This window comes from Brevibacillus sp. SIMBA_040, from assembly GCF_046535075.1.
Lineage (GTDB): Bacteria > Bacillota > Bacilli > Brevibacillales > Brevibacillaceae > Brevibacillus.
This window is the reverse complement of sequence record NZ_JAWRXI010000018.1, coordinates 105,430-127,203: the sequence shown is the minus strand read 5'-3', so window position 1 is coordinate 127,203 and position 21,774 is coordinate 105,430. Positions and strand designations below refer to the sequence as shown.

The 21,774-nt window shown below is 48.3% G+C and carries 22 protein-coding genes; 4 read left to right on the top strand and 18 right to left on the bottom strand.

Annotated elements, in window-relative coordinates:
- Positions 1 to 433: 433 nt before the first annotated feature.
- Positions 434 to 604 carry a hypothetical protein gene (locus SB752_RS25270; RefSeq protein ID WP_410718248.1) on the bottom strand — a complete coding sequence of 57 codons (171 nt, stop codon included), beginning with the start codon at positions 602 to 604 and terminating at the stop codon, positions 434 to 436.
- Between the two features lie 51 nt (positions 605 to 655).
- Between SB752_RS25270 and SB752_RS25265 the strand changes: the two genes are divergently transcribed.
- Positions 656 to 1,075, top strand: a complete 420-nt coding sequence (locus SB752_RS25265) for a GNAT family N-acetyltransferase (RefSeq protein ID WP_410718247.1) — start codon at positions 656 to 658, stop codon at positions 1,073 to 1,075.
- 58 nt (positions 1,076 to 1,133) lie between these two features.
- On the opposite strand, the gene SB752_RS25260 is transcribed toward SB752_RS25265, so the two are convergent.
- From SB752_RS25260 to SB752_RS25230, 7 genes are all read right to left on the bottom strand, one after another.
- A complete protein-coding gene (locus tag SB752_RS25260; protein WP_410718246.1) occupies positions 1,134 to 1,898 on the bottom strand; it encodes a type III pantothenate kinase in 765 nt (254 codons plus the stop codon).
- 12 nt (positions 1,899 to 1,910) lie between these two features.
- Positions 1,911 to 2,759 (bottom strand): carboxylating nicotinate-nucleotide diphosphorylase, encoded by an 849-nt coding sequence (gene nadC, locus SB752_RS25255; protein ID WP_410718245.1) that lies wholly within the window; start codon positions 2,757 to 2,759, stop codon positions 1,911 to 1,913.
- Positions 2,746 to 4,368, bottom strand: a complete 1,623-nt coding sequence (gene nadB / locus SB752_RS25250; protein WP_410718244.1) for an L-aspartate oxidase — start codon at positions 4,366 to 4,368, stop codon at positions 2,746 to 2,748. Before nadB ends, nadC begins: the two co-directional genes overlap by 14 nt.
- 136 nt (positions 4,369 to 4,504) lie before the next feature.
- Positions 4,505 to 4,930 (bottom strand): Fur family transcriptional regulator, encoded by a 426-nt coding sequence (locus tag SB752_RS25245; RefSeq protein WP_049742819.1) that lies wholly within the window; start codon positions 4,928 to 4,930, stop codon positions 4,505 to 4,507.
- Between the two features lie 38 nt (positions 4,931 to 4,968).
- A complete protein-coding gene (locus tag SB752_RS25240; protein ID WP_410718243.1) occupies positions 4,969 to 5,808 on the bottom strand; it encodes a metal ABC transporter permease in 840 nt (279 codons plus the stop codon).
- Positions 5,809 to 5,841: 33 nt separating this feature from the next.
- Positions 5,842 to 6,612 carry a metal ABC transporter ATP-binding protein gene (locus SB752_RS25235; RefSeq protein ID WP_410718242.1) on the bottom strand — a complete coding sequence of 257 codons (771 nt, stop codon included), beginning with the start codon at positions 6,610 to 6,612 and terminating at the stop codon, positions 5,842 to 5,844.
- Between the two features lie 149 nt (positions 6,613 to 6,761).
- Positions 6,762 to 7,739 (bottom strand): metal ABC transporter substrate-binding protein, encoded by a 978-nt coding sequence (locus tag SB752_RS25230; protein ID WP_410718241.1) that lies wholly within the window; start codon positions 7,737 to 7,739, stop codon positions 6,762 to 6,764.
- Positions 7,740 to 7,932: 193 nt separating this feature from the next.
- Between SB752_RS25230 and SB752_RS25225 the strand changes: the two genes are divergently transcribed.
- From SB752_RS25225 to SB752_RS25215, 3 genes are all read left to right on the top strand, one after another.
- Positions 7,933 to 8,421: a PCYCGC motif-containing (lipo)protein gene (locus SB752_RS25225; protein ID WP_103109971.1), complete on the top strand. Its 489-nt coding sequence runs from the start codon at positions 7,933 to 7,935 to the stop codon at positions 8,419 to 8,421.
- 145 nt (positions 8,422 to 8,566) lie between these two features.
- Complete coding sequence (locus SB752_RS25220) at positions 8,567 to 8,902, top strand: PadR family transcriptional regulator (protein ID WP_410718240.1); 336 nt, start codon at positions 8,567 to 8,569, stop codon at positions 8,900 to 8,902.
- Positions 8,899 to 10,188 carry an FtsW/RodA/SpoVE family cell cycle protein gene (locus tag SB752_RS25215; protein WP_410718239.1) on the top strand — a complete coding sequence of 430 codons (1,290 nt, stop codon included), beginning with the start codon at positions 8,899 to 8,901 and terminating at the stop codon, positions 10,186 to 10,188. Before SB752_RS25220 ends, SB752_RS25215 begins: the two co-directional genes overlap by 4 nt.
- 77 nt (positions 10,189 to 10,265) lie before the next feature.
- Here the strand turns inward: SB752_RS25215 and nadA are convergent, their stop codons facing one another.
- The 10 genes from nadA to spoIIE all read right to left on the bottom strand — a co-directional run bounded on the left by nadA (position 10,266) and on the right by spoIIE (position 21,660).
- Positions 10,266 to 11,210, bottom strand: a complete 945-nt coding sequence (gene nadA, locus SB752_RS25210; RefSeq protein ID WP_410718238.1) for a quinolinate synthase NadA — start codon at positions 11,208 to 11,210, stop codon at positions 10,266 to 10,268.
- An 89-nt stretch (positions 11,211 to 11,299) separates the two neighbouring features.
- Positions 11,300 to 12,160 (bottom strand): HAD family hydrolase, encoded by an 861-nt coding sequence (locus SB752_RS25205; RefSeq protein ID WP_410718237.1) that lies wholly within the window; start codon positions 12,158 to 12,160, stop codon positions 11,300 to 11,302.
- A gap of 73 nt (positions 12,161 to 12,233) precedes the next feature.
- Entirely contained in the window at positions 12,234 to 14,216 is a 1,983-nt protein-coding gene (ftsH, locus tag SB752_RS25200; RefSeq protein ID WP_410718236.1) for an ATP-dependent zinc metalloprotease FtsH, read from the bottom strand.
- Between the two features lie 69 nt (positions 14,217 to 14,285).
- On the bottom strand, positions 14,286 to 14,825 hold the full coding sequence (gene hpt, locus SB752_RS25195) for a hypoxanthine phosphoribosyltransferase (protein ID WP_103109916.1): 540 nt from the start codon (positions 14,823 to 14,825) through the stop codon (positions 14,286 to 14,288).
- Positions 14,822 to 16,249 (bottom strand): tRNA lysidine(34) synthetase TilS, encoded by a 1,428-nt coding sequence (tilS, locus tag SB752_RS25190; protein WP_410718235.1) that lies wholly within the window; start codon positions 16,247 to 16,249, stop codon positions 14,822 to 14,824. The genes hpt and tilS overlap by 4 nt, the downstream gene beginning before the upstream one ends.
- The gene (locus tag SB752_RS25185) at positions 16,221 to 16,673 is read right to left on the bottom strand and encodes a threonine/serine exporter family protein (protein ID WP_103109914.1); all 453 of its coding nucleotides are present in this window, start codon (positions 16,671 to 16,673) and stop codon (positions 16,221 to 16,223) included. Before SB752_RS25185 ends, tilS begins: the two co-directional genes overlap by 29 nt.
- Before the next feature lie 6 nt (positions 16,674 to 16,679).
- On the bottom strand, positions 16,680 to 17,429 hold the full coding sequence (locus SB752_RS25180) for a threonine/serine exporter family protein (protein WP_410718234.1): 750 nt from the start codon (positions 17,427 to 17,429) through the stop codon (positions 16,680 to 16,682).
- Positions 17,430 to 17,443: 14 nt separating this feature from the next.
- Positions 17,444 to 18,400, bottom strand: a complete 957-nt coding sequence (locus SB752_RS25175) for a serine/threonine protein kinase (RefSeq protein WP_410718233.1) — start codon at positions 18,398 to 18,400, stop codon at positions 17,444 to 17,446.
- Positions 18,360 to 19,121 carry a vWA domain-containing protein gene (locus SB752_RS25170; RefSeq protein ID WP_410718232.1) on the bottom strand — a complete coding sequence of 254 codons (762 nt, stop codon included), beginning with the start codon at positions 19,119 to 19,121 and terminating at the stop codon, positions 18,360 to 18,362. The genes SB752_RS25175 and SB752_RS25170 overlap by 41 nt, the downstream gene beginning before the upstream one ends.
- 64 nt (positions 19,122 to 19,185) lie before the next feature.
- Positions 19,186 to 21,660, bottom strand: a complete 2,475-nt coding sequence (gene spoIIE / locus SB752_RS25165) for a stage II sporulation protein E (protein WP_410718231.1) — start codon at positions 21,658 to 21,660, stop codon at positions 19,186 to 19,188.
- Positions 21,661 to 21,774: the final 114 nt, after the last annotated feature.

Genomic DNA, 21,774 nt, shown 5'->3' with positions numbered 1-21,774 from the left:
TTTGAACCCACGAGACGGGTCGACCCCGCCTACACGATTTCCAATCGTGCTCCTTCGGCCGCTCGGACATCCATCCACAATCTATACAAAGTGGATCGAAGCGATCCAACTTATTATTGCCTTCCAGATCTCAAATGTTATCACGTTTACTTTGTAAAAGCAATAGTTATTTTTAATTCTGTTTAAAAAGTTTATCGTGATAAAACTTCTCTGCTAGGCACAATAGCCATTGTATCCTCTCATGTACCTGGTGTCAACGAAAAGATGATAAAAAACCACACCTTTTTTTACGTATAGGAATTTATAAGCGTGACGCTTATGAATTCCGGAGCGCATGACAAGGTACCTCAGCGTCCGCTCCCAGCATTACTTCGGTGAAACTTTCCGCTAAACGCGGTCGCTCTTCCTTGAGGAGGCCTCGATAGAGGTTTTTTTACACGCTCTCAACAACCACGAAATTATCATTACCAATGCTCCTGATAAATACCCCTGTTTCTTTTCCTCGCAAGTACGCTTTTTCAGGATTATTCTCTACCCTTGCCGCATATGGACTAACAAGGTAGACAAACGTAGGGCTTTTGCAAAAGAAGGTGATCCTATTCATGCCAGCCCCCCTAAATGCTATGATGATTAGCATAGGAAAGGAAGTGTTCTGATGACTCTCATCCGTAAAGCCGCTCCACAAGACTCTGTAGCCGTCTGTCGAATCGATGCCATGATTCTCGGCAATACGAGTCGCTCCGCTGAGCTATGTAACGCCATCGCAGCTGGTCAATGCTACGTTGCTTCTTTTGATATGGATGTCGTCGGTTTTGCTCTTATGGATCAGTCGTTTTTTAAACAAAGTTTTGTATCACTAATCATGGTTCACCCACAGTATCAAAAACACGGTGTTGGTTCTGATCTTCTTTTGTATTTGGAATCCATTTGTCCTACCGACAAGCTGTTTACCTCCACCAATCTCTCCAACAAGCGGATGCAACGACTCTGCCACAAGTTAGGCTATGATTACAGTGGAACAATTGCGCATCTCGATCAAGCCGATCCCGAATTATTTTTTTGCAAAAGAGTCTAGGTGGCACAAAAAACAGCCGTAGCATTTTGCGCCACGGCTGTTACTTATTCCATACCTGTTATTGATTCCGCTCATAGATCAAGCGGAGTCCTTTTAACGTAAGAATGGGATCAACAACGTGAATACACTCCGTCTCGTTGGCAACGATCGATGCTAATCCCCCGGTGGCTACCACCTTTGGCTCCGTACCGAATTCAGCTTTAATCCGCCGTACGATCCCCTCCACCTGTCCGACGAATCCGTAATAAATACCTGACTGCATTGCTGTTATCGTGTTGCGCCCTACGACACTCGCAGGCCTTGCGATCTCGATTCGGGGCAGCTTGTCTGCACGGCTAAACAACGCTTCCGTCGAAATCCCGATGCCTGGCGCAATCGCTCCACCCCAATACTGCCCCCGCTCGTCCACATAACAAAAGGTAGTCGCCGTCCCGAAATCGACGACAATCAGCGGTGTCCCGTAATGATGAATCGCGGCAACAGAATTGACGATCCGGTCAGACCCTACTTCTCGCGGGTACTCGTATTTGATATTCAGACCCGTTTTGATTCCCGGCCCGACAATCAGCGGCTTTTGCTTCAGGTATTTGACACACATCCGCTCAATTGTATCGTTCAGCGGTGGGACCACCGATGAAATAATGATCCCGCTCACCTGGTCAAGCGTCATTCCCACACTGTCAAAAAGACTTTTCACCAGCATGCCGTACTCGTCTTCCGTCTTTTGGCGATCCGTGGCGAACCGCCAATGATGCCGCAGTAAATCACGCTCATACAAACCCATGACCACGTTGGAATTGCCGATGTCGATCACCAATAGCATAGCGATTGCTCCTTAGCGCTTCCGCGTATTCAAATCAAGACTGATATCAAACGCTTTAACCGAGTGAGTCAAAGCCCCAACAGAAATAATATCGACGCCCGTTTTGGCAATAGCACCAATCGTCCCCAGGTTCACTCCGCCAGACGCCTCGACCAGTGCGCGTCCATCAATGAGATGCACTGCTTTCACCATCTGCTCATTCGACATGTTGTCCAGCATAATGATGTCAGCGCCAGCTTCGAGCGCTTCTCGTACCTGCTCTAGCGACTCTGCTTCCACTTCGATCGTCATCGTGTGTGGAATCGCTGCACGAGCTGCCGCAACTGCCTGTGCGATACCACCTGCGCCTTTTATATGGTTGTCCTTGATCATAACCGCATCATACAAAGCAAAACGATGGTTATAGCCTCCACCGACACGAACGGCGTACTTTTCCAAAAAGCGTAGTCCTGGCGTTGTTTTGCGTGTATCAACGACTCGCGCTTTTGTACCAGCTACCGCAGCAGTATACTCGCTTGTTTTTGTCGCAATCGCGGATAATCGCTGCATCAAATTCAAGGCGAGGCGCTCACCGCTCAAAATCGAGCGAACCGAACCGCTCACCTCAGCAATTTGGTCGCCAACCTCTACGTGCGTTCCTTCTTTTACCTTTGCACTAAATACCAGTTCAGGGTCCACAGTCTCAAACACCTGCTGGGCAATAGGCAAACCAGCCACAATCCCTGCTTCCTTGGCATACAGAATCCCGATTCCTTGCTCAGTATCCGGGATGGTACTCATGGTCGTAACATCACCAAAGCCCAAGTCCTCATGCAACCATTCTTCGATTTTTCGGCCAAGCTCTCGTTTATTCCACATCATATTGGTCACTCTCCTCCTGAACACCTTCGCTCACCGATTGTATCAAGTGCTTGCGCCAAATCAAATCGTCCTTGTTAGGGAAATCAATGCGATAATGCCCGCCCCGACTTTCCTCGCGCATGAGTGCAGCTTTAGTGGTGAGCACCGCTGCATTTAATAAATTGAAGAATTCAAACGCTTCTTTGCCATCTATTTGAAAATGATAATATTGCTCCATACGCTCCAGCTCTGCCAGAGCTTTTTTCAGTCCTTTTTCATGGCGTTTCACACTGACGTGACGGAGCATCAGCTTTTGCAGCTTGACCCTTTGTTCACGTATATTGAACGTCCGATGCTCACGCTGCTCAGAAGTCGCGGAAAACGCTCGAATGTCGGGAAGCTCTGGAAGCTCCTTGATCCGCTCTGAAATTCGATGTCCAAACACGACTGCTTCTGACAGCGAATTGCTTGCCAATCGGTTCGCACCGTGTACACCCGTGCAAGAAGCCTCACCGCAGGCAAACAGACGTTTTGTCGTCGTTTCGCCGTGCAAATCAGTCTGCACCCCACCCATAATATAGTGGCAAGCTGGTGCTACGGGTATCCAATCCGTTACCATGTCCAAGCCGTATTGCAGACAAAAGTTATAAATCGTCGGAAACCGATGCTTAATCAATTCCTCGGATTCATGTGTAATATCCAAATACACAAACGAAGCATGCGTCTGCTCCATCTCCGAAACGATCGCCCGTGCTACGATATCGCGAGGGGCCAGCTCCTTTTGCGGATGGTACTTGTCCATGAAGCGCTCGCCATTACTATTGCGTAGAATAGCCCCTTCTCCGCGAACCGCCTCAGAAATAAGAAAGCGAGGTGCTCCCGGGTAGTAAAGCGCCGTCGGGTGAAACTGAATAAACTCGACATCCTTGATACGCGCACCCGCCCGATAGGCAATCCCGATCCCATCTGCGGTGGCAATGTCCGGATTCGTCGTGTAGCGATAAAGCTGACCGGCCCCACCTGTTGCGAGCACAGTCGCTTTTGCCTCCAGGAAAAAGAGCTCCCCGTTTGGCTTCTGTACAATGACCCCAACCGATTCGCCATCCTGCGTGAGGACATCTATCGCAAAATGATGCTCCAGCACGTGAATGTTCGGCTGCTCCTTGACTCTTGCAGACAAGGCTCGTACGATTTCTGCCCCTGTCGCATCCCCATTCGCATGCAAAATACGCCGCTTACTGTGTGCCCCTTCTTGGGTCAGCTCGTATCGGCCCTGTGCATCCCGGTCAAATTCCGTTCCATATGCAATCAATTCTTTCAAACGCTCTGGACCTTCATGCACCAATACATCCACTGCCTCAAACGAGCTAAGACCCGCTCCGGCAACCAACGTATCTTGGCGATGAAGCTCGGGCGAATCCGATTTTGCCGTAACGGCTGCGATTCCACCCTGCGCCCAGCGCGTATTGCTATCATCCAATCCCTTTTTGCTAATCAGTACGACATCGGCATATTCGCTCGTTTGCAGCGCCGTATACAAGCCGGCGATGCCTGCTCCAATGACGGCTACATCGGTTTTCATTCGAGGCAGAGCTTGCAAATCAAAGTCCACAATATAGCGGGGAATCATAAGTGTCCCTTCTCTCCATGTAATAAAAGGTTCATGAAACGGATGATTTTCCACTCATTATAGCAAATCGGAGCTGGAAGAAAACGAAAAAAGAGTATCTGCCAAAACAGATACTCCCTTTTGAAAAAACGTTCATTTAATTTGTATGTGAAACGCAATCTTTGCATGTTCCGTACACTTCGAACTTATGGCCCGTCACCTCAAAATCATCAGGGACCGCTGCCATGATATTCATTGGACAGCCTGGCAACGACGATGTTTTCCCACATTCCGTACAAATGACATGGTGGTGATGATGACCGTCTGCCGAACAGGCAAGTCGGAATTTGCCCTCGCCATCCAGCTCCGTTTCCTCCAAGATCCCCAGCTCAACAAAGGTAGAGATGTTGCGATAAACGGTATCAAAGCTGAGCGTCGGGTACAGCTCCTTGATTCGCTCCATAATATCCTTGGCTGAGAGGTATCGCTTTTCTGCGGCGCAGATGCGAATCATCTCCTCCCGCTTGCCGGTATATTTGAATCCATTGTCTTTCAATATTTGCAGCGCTTCTTCTACTTTCATCGACAAACACTCCTTCCTTTTGTCTTATCCAGATGACCTTATCGCAAAAGAACCCGTAGCTTTTTGGCACCCAAAACGACAAGTAAAATCAATACTGCCATCAATACAATTGTACCACCAGATGCCCAATCCAGTAGATAGGCAAAATATAATCCACTCAATACCGATGTTTCGGCAAACAGAATGGAGAAAAAGATCGTCTGGCGAAAGCTTCCCGCAATTTGCAAGCTAGCAGCAACCGGGAGCGTAATTAATGCCGAGATCAGTAGTACACCAACGATGCGCATGGAAGCGGCAATCGTCAATGCTACCAATACCATAAACCATAAGTTGATGGAACGTCTAGCCACTCCTGACACCCGAGCGAACTCTTCGTCAAAGGAAACGGCAAACAATTCTTTGTAGATCAGTGCAACTGTACCTAAAACGACGACAGCTACACCAATCAATGCATACAAATCTTCGATGGACACGGTAACAATTTTACCAAATAAATATGAGTACAAGTCAGCATTGAATCCATCCGCCACACTGATCAAAACGGTGAAAAGCCCCAGCCCAGTCGATAAAATAATCGGAATGGCCAAGTCCTGGTAAGCCTTGTACACCTTGCGCAGGCGCTCAATAAAGAGCGATCCCACCACAGCAAACAGCATCCCGAAGAACAATGGATTCACTGCCGAGAAAAAAGCGATCTTCTTGGATACCAGCATCCCTGCCGCAACTCCTGAAAGCGTCACGTGCGACAAGCCATCCGCCATCATGGACAAACGGCGAACGATGAGAAATGTCCCAAGTACGGGACAGATCAGGCCAATTAAAATCCCTGAAAACAGGGTATACCGCAAAAAATCATACTGCCACCAATCAGCAAGCATGGTCATACTCCCTCTTTTAACGTGTTTATGAGCTTAATGATGATGAGACAGCAGCTTCATCGAGCCGCCGTACATGCTTTCCAAAATCTTTTCCTGGTTGTGCTCAAAGTCATGTGCTGTTCCGTGGAAGTGAATTTTTTTCTGCACACAGGCAACCTTGTTCACCCACTGGGTCATGACACCGACGTCATGGCTGACAATCATCATAGTCAAACCATTTTCCTCTTTTAAGGAGCGCAGCAAGCCATAAAACTGTTCGATCGACTCTTGATCGACACCCACGGTCGGCTCATCCAAAATCAACAGCTCCGGCTCGGCTACCAAAGCACGCGCAATAAATACACGCTGCAGCTGACCGCCAGACAGGCTGCCAATCCGTTGATCGAGCTTTGCCGATAGGCCCACACGTTCTACGGCATCCTTTACACTCTCATGGTGACGTGATGTCAACCTGCGAAACAGCCCAACCTTTCCGACCAGACCGGAAGCGACGACTTCGCGTACCGTTGCTGGAAATCCGCCAGCACCATGTGCCACCTGCTGAGCGACGTAACCAATCCGGTTCCACTCACGGAATTTGGATAATGGCTGCCCAAACAGCTCCACCGTTCCTTTGGTAGGCGACAGTAAACCGAGAATCAGCTTCATCAAGGTGGACTTCCCTGATCCGTTCGGACCGACGATGCCCACAAAATCTCCGCGCTCCAGGGTGAAGCCGACCTCATCGAGAACCACTTTGTCTTCATATTGAAAGGAAACTCCTGTGAGCTTGACGACAGGTATCCCTTGTGTTGTCCGTTCCATGAATCAATCATTCCTTAAATCGGATTTGTTCTGATTTGATTACATCCTACTACGATTTTACCCCAATCACAAGTCTATCTTGGTCCAAAAAGCACTTGGTGGAAAAAAGAATGCCGCTCCCATAGAAGCGACATCCCTTTTGACTGGCTTTATTTTAATGCTGTCCGCAATGTTTCCAGATTATCACGCATAATTGACAAATAATCTCGATTTGCCTTGATATCGTCCTGAGTCAAACCTTCCAACGGATTGAGGGTAGCGGTTTTCACACCCGCTTCTTTAGCAATGACCTCCGCTACTTTCGGCGATACCAATGTTTCAAACAGCACATAGGAGATGTTATGCTCTTTGACATGCTCCACCAGGTTTTTCAATTGCGATGGAGATGGCTCATCGGCAGGATTTACTCCAGAAATCGCTACCTGCAAAAGTCCATAACGACTTGCCAAGTAGCTAAACGCACTGTGAGAAACCATGAATTCTTTTTTGGACGTTTGCGCTACCATGTCTTTGAAGTCTTTATCCAGCTGATCGAGATCACTTGCCAGTTGTGCAAAGTTCTTTTCATAATCAGCTGCATGTGCCTGGTCTTTCTGCACCAAGGTTGTCTTGATCTTTTCTGCCTGTGCCTTTAGCTTGGTCGGGTCGAGCCATACGTGCGGGTCAAATTCACCGTGCTCGTGCTCATGCGCCTCCTCGGCATGCTCTTCGGCTTTCCCCTCTTCCTCGTGCTTATGTTCAGCTGCATGCAGCAAATCCATACCCTCAGTGGAATTGACAATCACTGTTTTGTTCTTGTCGAGGTTTCCGACAGCCTTATCAACCCACAGCTCCAAACCACTGCCATTGAATGCGAAAATATCTGCACCTGCGAGCGCCACCATGTCTTTTGCCGTTGGCTCATAATCATGCGGCTCCACTCCTGCGGGAACGAGATTGGTTACGTCAATATGATCGCCACCGATGCGCTTGGAAACATACTCCAATGGATAAATCGTTGTATACACCTTTGGTTTTGCCGCAGTTTGACCGTCCGCTTGCGGAGTACTCGCTGCCTCTTTTGCCCCGCAGCCTACCATGCTCACTGCAGTTAATAAACTTATCATAGCCAACAGGCTCTTTTTCATCTCTGATATCCTCCTACTCCAATTCAAAATGATTCCGATTTACTTTTCTCTCGTTTTTCATTATACGGACAGGTGCCTAAAAAGTAAATAGGATTTATTCCGATTTAACTGGAATATGTTCATTTCCTTTGGCATAGCTTCATATTTCCTCCATGTGATTGTGATAATATAGGGGGTAGGGGGTATGTCCACAATGAAACGTAAATCATGGTTAGCCATTAGCATCGTTACCGCAGCCCTTCTCACTGGTTGTGGCGCTACGGATAACGCCAGCAATGAACATGATCACACGCAGCACGCAGCGAATGGCGATCTACAGGAGAAGACGGCTTCGGTCGATCAGCTGCCCAAATTTCTGGATAACCTGGACCCAGTCATCATCGAGTCCTACAAAATTGCCGGCGCCAATCGCGAACTGCTCAAATCGATCCCTTGCTTTTGCGGATGTGGTGAGAGTGCCGGCCATCTACATAATGGAAATTGCTTCATAAAAGAAGAGCTGCCTGATGGCTCCATCGTTTGGGACGATCATGGTACACGTTGCGGCGTGTGTATGGAAATCGCCGTCATTTCCTCCAAGCTGAAAGAGGCAGGTAAAACACCGTTAGAGATTCGCAACTACATAGACAATACCTATAAAGAAGGCTACGGCAAACCAACACCTACACCTATGCCTTCGTAAAACCTCAATCACAATGAAAAAGGCTTCCGGTAATCGGGAGCTTTTTTTCGTATCAGGTCAAAGCGCTTGCCAAACGATGCCAAATTGTTTTAGAATCATACCTAGATATTCTATGTATCGAATTTCTATGTATAAGGAGGTATCTATGAAAATTAACAAGGAATTGATGAAGGGCAGTACGGTTATTCTCATTCTGACTCTGTTGGAGCAAAAGCCGATGTACGGCTACGAGATGAGCAAAGCCATGGAAAAGAACTCAAATGGCGTCCTCTCGCTTAAAGAAGGAACGCTCTATCCGATATTACACACGTTGGAATCAGACGGAATGGTTCATTCGTATTGGAGTGAGGGAGACGGGGAAAGAAAGCGGAAATACTACGAGATTACACCAGAAGGCAAAAAATATCTTCAGGATAAAAAACAGGAGTGGGTCACTTTTCGTACCGCCGTAGATCGTGTACTGGGGGGTGGACAGGCATGAAAACAAAGGAAAAGATCGACCATTACATACAGCTTGTCTGTAAACAAATCCGCAATAAAGAGGTACATCCCTCAATTATGCTTGAACTGGAGAATCATATTGCAGACAAAATGGAAGACTTTCGCTCCATGGGGGTTGGCGAGGAAGAGTCCGTAGAAAAAGCGATAGCTGCTATGGGAGATCCTACTACATTAGGACGGCAGCTTCATCAGGCACATAAGCCTCGCATGGAGTGGGGAATATTTGGGCTTGCAGCCGTTTTGATTGGGTTTGGACTGTTTTCCATGTATTCGATCAACGTCTCTCGAGATGAGGGTGGACTGCTTGAACGACAGCTGATTGGGGTATTGCTTGGCAGCATCGCTTTCATCGCGATTCTCTTTGCCGACTACACCAAGCTCAAACGATACAGTAAGCACTTGTACTTCCTGACGCTTCTTCTTTTGCTTTATAGCTTGCTAACGAGAAATACCATTAACGGGCAACCACAATTCCTATTAGGTAGCTGGTATATCAATATCTTTGCCATAGCTCCCTACCTTCTCATCGTGTCGCTGGCAGGTATCTTCGCGGAATGGAATTGGAAAGCGAGTTACTCTTTTATAAAAATCCTTGCTATTTTTGCTCTACCCTTGCTATTACTACTCGAAGGAAATAACACATTTTCACTTATGTTGTATCTCGTTGGGTTTCTTGTGCTCATCCTCACTTCCAAGGCATACCGACGAATCATTCTATCTTTTCTTGGCATTTCGGTCCCTGCCGTTGCAAGCTTGATATATTTTTCTATGAACCTCAACCAATGGGAGCGACTTCTTAGTTTTCTTGATCCTTATGCCGATCCAAACGGCAGAGGATACGTGCTCGTACAATCCATGAAAGCCTTATCATCCGCAGGACTCTGGGGCAATGGCTTCGGCTCACGCCTGGATGCACTCCCTGCCATCGAGTCCGATTTCATCTTCACCTATCTGGTCTACAGCTTTGGCTTGTTTGCCGGGGCTGCACTGGTGCTGATCGGAATAATTCTGTTCGCCCGTCTTCTTCGCGCGACAAAACTGGTAAAAGACCGTTACGGCTTCCTGCTTTTGTCCGGTTGGATGGCAGTCTTCTTCACTCCGTATTTCTGGAGTATTTTCATGACCATCGGATTTGTGCCACCTACCTCCGCTCCGCTGCCATTCGTCAGCAACGGAATTGTGCACCTCGTCCTGCAAATGGCCCTAATCGGGCTGGTTCTGAATATTTATCGCCGCAAGGATATCCTACAGCTAACAAAGCAATAACAATTGCCCATACAAAAAGGGAGTGGAGCCTGTAAGCGGCTCTACTCCCTAATTTTTTTTATAAATGAATCAATTACTTACGCCGGAGCAACTCCCAGCATACGCTCCAAAGAAGCACGCGCAGCGTCTGCAACATCTTTTGGAACAAAAATCTCTGGCTTCATATTTTCCAGTGCTTCCACACATTTTTTCAGGTTGTTTACCTTCATGTTCGGGCAAACGAGGTACTTGGAGGCGAAAATAAACGTTTTATCCGGGCAGTCTTTTTCCAGCATATAACGCGTGCCATCCTCGGTACCGATAATAAACTCTTTGTGGGACGATTCACGGCAGTATTTGAGGATTCCTGTTGTAGAACCGACATAATCCGCCAAAGAAACAACCTCAGGACGACACTCCGGATGCACTACAACGACGGCTTCCGGGTGCTGCTGCTTCAACGTCATGATGTCTTCTACAGACAGCTGGTCATGCGTATTGCAATAGCCTTCCCAAATAATCATTTTCTTGTCCGTAAACTGAGAAACATAGTGGCCCAGATTTTTATCCGGTACCCAAATGATCTCATCGCTGTCTACAGACTCGATCACCCGCTTCGCGTTGGACGACGTACAGCAAATGTAGGTCTCTGCTTTGACATCAGCAGAAGTATTAATATAAGCCACTACCTTCGCGTTTGGATGCTGTGCTTTGAGCTTGCGAAGACCCTCCACATTCACCATGTCGGCCATCGGACAGCCTGCTCGTTCGTCAGGGATAATCACTGTCTTTTGGGGATTGAGAATTTTTGCACTTTCTCCCATGAAATGAACTCCACAGAACAAAATCACATCTGCATCGGTTTCTTTCGCTTTTTGAGCCAAGCCAAATGAATCACCGATAAAGTCGGCTACTTCCTGAATCTCTGGGCGTTGATAAAAGTGAGCAAGAATAATGGCGTTTCTCTCTTTTTTAAGCTGCATCAGCCGCTCACGTAACTCAGCGTTTCGCTGGGCTTTTTTTTCTAACGCTAAAGCGTCCATGGAAAAAATCCCCCTACGGTGGTGTCATAATTTACGGTCATTGTAAGCTGATTAGCTAGCCTTGTCAATTTGTACATTCCCCTGCCTGCTTATTTGCCGATGACGCGTTCCCGAATAAATGTAGCGACACCGTCTTCATTATGGTGCGGAGCGATATATTTTGCCAGCTGCTTAATTTCCTCAGATGCATTTTCCATCGCTACAGAGTACCCCGCCTCGGTCAATGCTTCCCTATCGTTCTCTGCATCGCCAAAAGCCATTACCTTATCTGGCCCTACGCCCCATTTGTCGCAAAAATACCGAAGACCCTCCCATTTGGAAACGCCCTGAGGGATAATCTCGACGTTGTGGCTTCCGGAAGAAGTGATTGTCGCACGCGTACACCACGGTTCCAGCTGCTGGCGAACCCATTCCAATTTTTCGGGATTGCTGTGCCAAATAAAGATTTTTACAATCTCGCTTTCACCGGAATTCACCTTTTCCACCATTTCTGCCAAGGGAACGATGCGAGCCAGCTTGTAAAAAGCAAATCTACGCATGAGCATGCCTTCGACCGAGATATCTTCCTCGATCAACTTTTCAAGTCGCTCACGGTCTTCTTTCACCATCATGCGACTACTGGCTGTATCGTGCAGCTCGTAGTAAATAGGCTCCGCTCTGAGCATATGAAGCATATCAAACACGATGTCCTTTGGCAACGAAATACACTGAACCAACGTCCCGTCTGCCTCGTACAATGTCGCTCCATTACTGCACACATACCCGTCAAAAGGAAAGGAATCGATAGGGATTTGTGCCGATCCATACGTTCTGCCTGTAGACAAAACCAGTTTACAGCCCTGCTCTCGTAGTTGACGACACGCTTCCTTGGTAACCTCTGTCATTTGAGAGTCTTTGTTTAACAAGGTTCCATCCATATCAAAAGCAGCCAAGCCCGGTGTGAGTAGCATCCCTATTCCCCTCTCTCGTGTCTTTTTTTATCAATATCATTCATGTGAAAAAAAGGAGCACCTGAGGCGCCCCTTATTGTTTCGGTTCTTCTTTTGTATCTTCTTGCTTTTGTTCCGTTCCTTGTTCTTCAACGGTCTCTTGAACTGCATCTTGTTGAACTGGTTCTTGTTTCGACAAAATGTTGACTACCACATCTTTTGTTTCGAGTGGGTCAGTTGTCATTTCACCAGTTTCGATGAGTTGTTTGATTTGCTCTGCATCCAATGTCTCTACACGCAGCAACGTGTTGGCGATCAGATCGAGCTTGTCACGATGTGTAGTCAACAGCTCTGTACACTTCGTATAGCATTCGTTAATGATCGTTCTCATTTCCTGATCAATCTCATAAGCGATTTGTTCGGAGTAGTTGCGCTCATTACCATAATCACGACCCAGGAATACCTGTCCCTGACTCTTACCAAACTGCATCGGACCGAGCCTGCTCATGCCGTATTCGGTAATCATGCTACGAGCGATAGCAGTCGCGCGCTGGAAGTCATTGTGAGCACCGGTACTAATATCACCGAGCACGATTTCCTCTGCAACACGTCCGCCCAACAGACCTACAATCTTATCAAGCAGGTCCGTCTTGGTAGCGAAGAAACGGTCTTCTTTTGGCAGCATCACTGTGTATCCACCGGCTTGGCCGCGCGGAATGATTGTTACCTTATGTACCATTTCTGCATTTCTCAGGTAGTAGCCGATAATCGTATGACCAGCTTCGTGGAACGCAACCAGGCGTCTCTCGTCTTCGCTCACAACGCGAGACTTTTTCGCCGGACCAGCAATGACGCGGTCGATGGCTTCGTCCACTTCCAACATGTTAATTTGCTTCTTGTTTTTACGAGCTGTCAAAAGAGCCGCTTCGTTCAAGAGGTTCTCCAGATCAGCACCTGTGAAGCCCGAAGTACCACGAGCGATCACATCCAGCTTTACGTCCTCACCAAGCGGTTTGTTGCGGGCATGTACCTTGAGCACCGCTTCACGTCCCTTGATGTCAGGGCGATCAACTGTAATTTGACGGTCAAAGCGTCCCGGACGCAGAAGTGCCGGGTCGAGAATGTCCGGGCGGTTGGTCGCAGCCACCATGATGATGCCTTCGTTTCCACCAAAACCGTCCATTTCAACGAGCAACTGGTTGAGAGTTTGCTCACGCTCATCGTGGCCGCCGCCGAGTCCAGCTCCGCGTTGACGACCAACCGCGTCAATCTCGTCAATAAAGATAATGCAAGGCGCATTTTTCTTTGCATTTTCAAACAGATCACGCACGCGGGATGCACCCACCCCGACGAACATCTCCACAAAGTCGGAACCGGAGATGCTGAAGAACGGAACGCCTGCTTCACCGGCTACAGCACGAGCGAGCAAGGTTTTACCTGTACCCGGAGGACCTACGAGCAGGACCCCTTTAGGAATACGGGCACCAACAGCGTTAAATTTGCGCGGGTCTTTCAAGAAATCAACGACTTCTTCCAGCTCCGCTTTCTCTTCGTCTGCACCCGCTACATCGTCGAATGTAACGCGCTTCTTCTCTTCATTGTAAAGCTTCGCGCGGCTTTTACCGAAGTTCATTACTCGGCTTCCGCCACCCTGGGCATTATTCAAAAGGAAGAAAAACAGAATGAAAATGATGACAAACGGGATGATGGAAGTCAGGAACGTGAGCCAAATACTGTTGCCCTCGGCCGGATTGACCTCTACCTTCTTCACTTTTTGTTCATCAATCTTCGCTTCTACCAAAGAGATAATATCAGAGTCATACAAAAACACATTGGTAAAGAATTTGTTGCTTTCCTGTCCCGGAATTGCCTTGGCCAACGTACCTTCGATGCGGTATGTACCGTTCTCTGGTCGAATAGACAACTCAGTAATGTTGTCGGCTTTCAGCTGTATCCGGAAATCCTGATATGTAAGTTTCCCAACCTTATCAGTACCGGAGAGGATGAAATTCACGATCCCGACCGTGACAAGAAAAATCAGTAGGTAGAACCCGGTATTACGAAAGAAGCGATTCATGCCTTACCTCCTCTCACGAACAGACACTTTTCACATTTTATCATAGTAAGCACAGTCTCCACAACAAACCTACTTCGTGTAGACTTCAGGCTTCAACACCCCAATGTACGGCAGGTTACGATACTTCTCGGAATAGTCCAGTCCGTATCCGACAACGAATTCGTCTGGAATATCATAACCGCTGTAATCTGGTGATAAATCCACCTTGCGACGCTCTGGCTTGTTCAGGAGAGTTACCACTTTAACAGATGCTGCCTCACGATGGCGCAACAGCTCAAGCAGTCGGCTCAGCGTCAGTCCGCTGTCCATGATATCCTCTACTACCAGTACGTGCCTGTTTTGCACGGAGGCATCCAGATCCTTCAGGATTTTCACCATGCCAGAAGACTCTGTTCCGCTTCCGTAGCTGGAAACAGCCATGAAGTCCATCTCGCAAGGAATATCCATGTGACGGATCAAATCAGCCATAAACACAACTGCACCCTTTAGCACGCAGATAACCAAAGGATTTTTATCCCGATATTCTGCAGCCAAGGTCTTGCCCAATTCCTGTACTTTGTCTGCGATTTCTTTCTCTGATAGCAAAATCTTCTCGATGTCTTGATTCATGAAAAAACCTCCCGCCAATCTTCTCCAAACTCTATCCGCACGTGTAGAAAACGCCTGGTCTGTTCATTTACTGGCGCTACGGCGGAACGGCGCACGCCCGGTACCAAAATCACCTCATCGCCCGCCGTTAAAAGCGGAAGTTTGTCCCGCCAGACTCTCGGGAATTTGGCATCAATCAGTAAATCCTTCAGCTTTTTTCCATCTGCTGAGCCAAACAGGGTGAGACGGTCTCCAGGCTTTCGGTTACGCAAATACAGCGCTCCAGGCAAATGATCGGCATCAAATACCGCTTCATTCTTCGGAAGTCGCTCCAAATCCATGGGACCCTCAAGGTAAGTAATATGTACCGTGGCCTTGCTCTCATCGATCCAGGTACTACCCGGAACGGCGAGTTCGTAACAATACGTATGTATGCGATCTTCCCGCCCGCTACGACGAAAAAGAATTCGGCCGTACATCCGGCTTACAACCAGCTGCCCCGGCAAATGCAATTCCGCAGAGGGGCGACTTCCCCCTAGCATGTGCAAAACGGTCTCCACATGCTGCGAAGACCATTCGGTTTGTTTTGAGAGATAACTTAATATTAGAGTAATCATTCTCCTTTGTAAAGCAACGTCACAAGTTTGAAACTTGTCTTTCTCAATCACGACGGAGTCGTGTTTTGTCTCCATCGTAGCCTGTTCCAAGTGCTCGCGTGCGAGCTTCATCAGAAAGGCCTCATCCTGACCAATGGCAGCAGCTGCTTCAAGAATATGCTCGCGGTAACGCTCATTGACTTTCGAGAGTAGCGGCATCACATCCAGCCGCAATAAATTGCGCGAATACTTGCGTGATTGGTTGCTGCTATCCTCTCTTGGCTTTAGCTCATTTTCCAGACAGTAGGCTTCCAGTTCTTTACGAGTTTTATGCAATAGCGGCCGAATCAGCTCCATCTGACTGTCCTCAAGCATTCGCCGCATAGGCATTCCCGACAACCCTTGGAGCCTAGTCCCACGCACGAATCGAAACAGGATCGTCTCTACCTGATCATCTGCATGATGGGCGACTGCCAGCTTTGTCGCTTTGTTCCTGGAGCCTACCTCCTGATACAGGCGATAACGAATTTCCCGGCTGGCTTCTTGCCCTCCCATACCCGTTTGTTCCATATAAGCGGGCACATCATACTCAAACAGGTGAAAGGTAACGCCTAGCTTTTTGCACAGCTCCTGAGCGAATAATGCATCCTGCCTCGCTTCCTCACCGCGAAACCCATGATTCAGGTGAACCGCGTGAAGCTTCCAGCCGTAGTCATAGTTTTCATTCAGAGTCGCCAAGATATGCAAAAGAGCTGTAGAATCATTTCCGCCGGAAACTCCTACAACAACTGTTTCGCCAGGGAGCAGCAGTTTTTCTGATTCAATCTCGTTGCGTACGTCTGCCAGCATGACGCGCTCCTCTCCAAATCGTCAACACAGAAATGCCAAACATCAGACCGGAAGCGATCGCTCCTGCTACCATCATCGTCTTGGTAGCGAGCGTAATACCTTCTACATAATCATTGTTCACAAAGGCCAGCATGGATTTGTAAGCCAACGATCCCGGAACCAGCGGGATAATTCCCGCAACACTAAAGTTAGTAGAAGGGACACGCAATATGATGGATAGTAACTGGCTTAACAAGGATACAACCGCAGCAGCAACAAATGTGGACAACAATACCTCCGACCCCAACGTCGGAAGATAGGAAAAGACCAAAAATCCGATCATTCCCGCAAGTCCCCCTGCAAAAATCGTGCGAATCGGGACGTTGAACAGAACACACCACGCAGTTGATGAAATCAGGCTCAGCACCATTCCCTGCAGCAACATCTGGGCTCACCTCATAAACCAAAGAATAATAGCTGTAGCTACCGCGACGGAAACAGCTGTCAGCATCGCTTCCACTCCGCGCGAAACTCCCGCAACCAAATCCCCCGCCAACAAATCACGCAACGAATTGGTAATCGCAATACCAGGGAACATCGGGAGCATCGCACCAATAATAATGATGCTAATGTGCAGCTGCGGAAAAATCGTAACCGCCAGTAATGCGAATAATCCTCCCAATAAGGCCGCAGAAAACTCCGTAAAAAACTTCATTCGTACAAACTGTTCCAAATATTCCTGACTCAGGTTGACGATCAGCCCTGCCAGAGCGGCCGGAGCGAGATCGTACCAGGTTCCACCAACCAGCATAGAAAAAGAGCCGCTGGCTATCGTGGCTGCCATATGCTGCATCCATTTGGGATACAGCGGCTTTTTTTGATCAATTTCACGCAGTGTCAGATACGCTTGCTCCAGATTGATTCCACCACTGACAAACTTTCTGGAAACATCGTTGACTAATGTAATTTTGTTTAGATTGGTTGTTCTTCTCGGAGTACGAACCATACGTGTATGGTCCTGCCCCTTGCAGCGGAAAGACAAAATGATGCTCGTCGGCGTAGCCGAGCTGTTGACATCATCCATTCCTGCTGCCTGTGCTATCAGCGCCATCGTCTCTTCTGTCCGGTAGGTCTCTCCACCGTTCTTCAAAATAATCGAGCCAGCCAATAAGCATGCATCCATCACCAAATCTGAGGACACGACTGTCACACCCTTCACATGAACCATGCATAATACAAAGTTCCAGCCAAGAGCAGCAAAGAGGCGACAAACAGGCCACTGATTCCTTTGCCTACAGGTTTGGATGCCCGCTTTGGTTTCTGCATAGCGGCAACAGTCTGCTCTCGCAGAATGGCCAACAGCTCTGCTCTCATTTCCCCCGCCGTTGCGAACTTTCCGTGGAAGGCCTTAAGAAGAGACACTCGATAGGGGTATAGTCTGTCACTTTTCCGTATTATATCACAGAGCAATGCCGTCTCGCGCGGGTCGCCCAAGCTACTTTTCCACGTTTCCTTGTCAACCATAAGTCGCACCATCATGACAGCTGTTGAGAACAGGTCGTATCCAATCTCTGCTCGTCTGTCACCTGCGTGCCAGGCAGCTCGATCATACTCTTCGGTAAATTGACGAACGGCATTGCCCAGCTTGGTTACTCCACCAAAATCGATCAGGCGTACCTGCTTGTCAGACTGGGTCACCATTATGTTCTCTGGCTTCAAATCCCCAAATACCCATCCGTGCTTGTGAAGAATGTCGAGCCGGGCAAGCAGTTGGACAATCATCACTGTCACCCACTCTGTCCCGGCCCGCTGTATATAACGGTCCAGCTGCTCCCCATCCAAGTATTCCATGGCATAAAACGTACAAGACTTGCCGTTTAACATCAGATCATCGACATCACACAGGAGCGGCCCCACTCGGGAATCCCGCCCCTGCTGCACGCTTTTTAACACGTTTACTTCCATTAAGATATCTATGCCTTCCTGCCCAACTTTAACTGCGCGCACTGCGCCATCCTGAGAGGTTAGATACACAGCTCCATTCGCCCCACGCCCCAGCTCCCTTAGGACGTGATACGATTTTTTGTTCCATTTGCCCTGGAAATACTTCGGTAAGTCTGGAATATTCACTTTAGAAGACATGGTCACGCAAGCTTCCGTTGTGATCGTCATCCTCTTCCACGCTTGTATAACGGTCAGATAACGACTGAGGGAGCTTTACCTGCTCAAACAAAGCAATTGCTTCCACAATGGCTGGACCCGTAGGAGTAATCCCACTCATCGCCAAATCGCTGGTGATTTGATGGGCCTGCTCTACTTTTTCTGTCCACGGGATTCGAATGTCCAAATATTTATGTTTACCCGGGAAGGAGCCTACTGCCATTCTGCTCTGTCCGCTTCGAGAATGCAGGCTGATACTGAAATCGTGAATCGCCTGTTGCACAGCGGACAGCTTTGGCTTCATGCTACCCGAGGTGTCTACCAGCATGACCACGTTGAGGCTGCTTTTTTCGCCCAGCTCATCTACCATCCCCGCGACTTGTACCCTTTTCTCCGGGGCCAGCTCCTCTATTCCGGAATCGCCCAAAATCTCTTTCAATTCTTTATTGACCACTTGATGAATCGTTCGCGTCATTGCCTTGCGCGTCAGCATTTGTACCGTTTGTGCCAGCTGCTGCGGATAGACGATATCACACAGACCGCCTCCCGCTTCTGCGATATCCCGAATCTCACGTTCTCCCTTCTCACCCAGCTCGCTTTTATCGATGACGCCAATCACGTTGACCGTAATGCCTTGCTCTCGTGCCAGGGAAGCCGCAGCAACTGGACTCATACCGGAATTCGAGCAGCCATCGGTCACCACCAAAATTTGTTTAAGTGTCGCTTCTTTCACAAATAATCTCCCCATTCTGCCTGTTTTAGCAACAGTATCGACGGGGAGATCAGAAATCATACTCTTAACTTACAATCCGTGGACGCTCCAGCTTCGGCATCCCATGGACCTGAATCGCTGCCCATTGCGGTACAAATCGGTCGATGCGGGCTACGAGTACTGTCATGTCATCGACAATATTTCCGGAGTGCTGCCGTATCACCTTTTCCAGCAAAAGATCAGCCACTTCCTGTGGATCATCGGTTTCGAGCTCACTAATAATCCGCTTCATCCACATCTGGCGATTCTCGATATGCCGCGGAGCCTCATAAATACCATCAGACATCATGATTAACAGATCTCCAGGCTTTAGCATACGGGATACCACATCTACTTCGATTTCTTCCAGTATGCCCACTGGCAAATTGTTCGCTGTGATCGTTATGACGTCATGGCTTCTTTTCACAAAGCTGGGTGTAGAACCAATTTTGATAAATCGAGTGTGAGCAGTTTGAAGGTCAATCAGTGCCAGGTCAACAGTGGCAAACATCTCCTCAGTTGAGCGCAGGGCAAGCACTGAATTCACCGTTTTGATCGAAATTTTTTCATCCATTCCCGAGCGCAACAGCTGCTGGAGCATGTCGAGCGCCGATTGGCTCTCCAGGGAAGCGCGCTCCCCATTTCCCATCCCGTCGCTAATCGCCAAGGCCATTTTTCCATTCCCTAAATCCATCGTGCGGAAGCTATCGCCGGACAACAGCTTGCCGTCCTTGGCAGCCCCAGCCACGCCGATATCAATTTCAAACGTTTTGGCGGAAGCGAGGCACATCGTGCACGAACCGTCTTTTTGCGCTTCGCACTGCCGCTCCCTGACCACGATATTCTCTCCCAATATTTCGGTTAGCATGGGGGCAACAATCTTGGCGCACTCATCCCTTCCATAGCAGGTGGGCTGACTGATCTCGATATCTACCTTGCCTTCCTCCAAGCTGTGTATATCAACGCGGCGTACAGAAAGACCCAGTCCTTCCAGCGCCTTTGAAACTTGCTTTTCCTGTAGACTCAGCTCCATGCCTTCCCGTTGAATTTCCCGGGCAAAGTCACTCATCACCCGCGAAACCCCTGACAGCTGATCAGCGACGAGCTTGCGGCTTTCCTTTACCTGCTTCTTTAGTTGATCAAACGACTCCTGGCGATCGAACTCCTGCTCGATCACGGTCATCACTTTTTCCGTTTTCACGCATTTCCGTTCCCAATCTCGAGGCGGTGTTACGCCAGCAAGCGTACCATTTTCGTACACCTTATCCATAAGAAAGCGCATACCATCGTAGGTAGACTGCATATCCTTTTCCCAACACTGTTCTTTTTTCCAGCACCTCTGGCAGGTGAATTCCGTTACGCGACTGAGGAAGGCATCCGCCTGTTCCTCGACCTCATCACGATCCGCCGTCTGGGCAAAGCTATGCGACAGCTGCGTAAACAAATCAGAGAACTGCTGAATTTTTCCTGCAGTAACATCACGGACACGGCGCATATATTCCTGATGGGATTGGAGATTTTCGGGAGTTCCGGGTATAAATCGGGAAACCTTTTTCCACAGAGCTGCAGGTGTCAAAATAAACAGGGCGATCGCAATTGAAGTTTCAACTAATGAGAGGTAAAGCGTCTCTTCTGCACCGCCATATATCGCGAGTATAGCTGTTCCAATCAAAAGTCCTGCGGAAACCCCTACTTTGCCGCCCTCCTTCAATAAACCAGCCAAAAGACCGGAAAACGCCAGCAAATTAATTTGCAAGAGTGCACTGACATTTGCCAAGCTTAGAATTAAACCAGTCACTACACCTACAGCCGCACCTATTGTGCCACCTCCAACGAAGGCAAATACGAGGAGCAGATAACGTGAGAGTACATGCTCCATTGACACGCCCTCTACCATCCAATCGACCGTTCCTGTCATCAATGACGCCAGCAAGATGACCAACGACACGATCTCTTCGTTTTTCAACGGCTCATAGGGCTTGGCCAAATGGATGATCGAAAGTGACTGGATAAAGATGAGCGTCAAAACAAATCCGAGTACCGCTTCGACTGCGATCATCACTAGCTCATAGGTGTTAACCTGGTTGGTCAACACGGCATAAAGCAAATGACTGATGAATACCGTCGTCACGACTAAAAGAGGCGTACGGGAGAAATCCTTCCTGCGCGTTCTCTCCATGATCTTGCACACAACCAGCGCCAGCACCACGCTGAGGACTGTCTGCAAACCAATGGGGACCGACTGTGTAAAAGCTCCCAGAATCAGAGCAAATCCGGTTGTTAGGATACAATCTCGCCGGATATAAAACATGACAATGAAATAAGGTATGACAAAAGGGGTCAGTTCTTCGAGAATCAACGCACGTCCGAGCAAGAAACCCATGAGGAGCGGAAGGACATTCCACTTCTGTGCTGCATCAGCCATCTTCTCTCCCCACGTTCGTGTAGTTGTATCCATTCGTTCTGAAACTTGCCTGGTCCATACCTGTCCGGCTCCAGTGACATTTTTGTTTGCGATCATTTCGTACCACCCCGTTCTTGTTCAATGTGTTTCTCAATTATACGGAGGTGGTATTGTAAAATTTGTCAAAAAACCAAAGTGTATTCACATAATCGTGCGACAAATTCATTAACG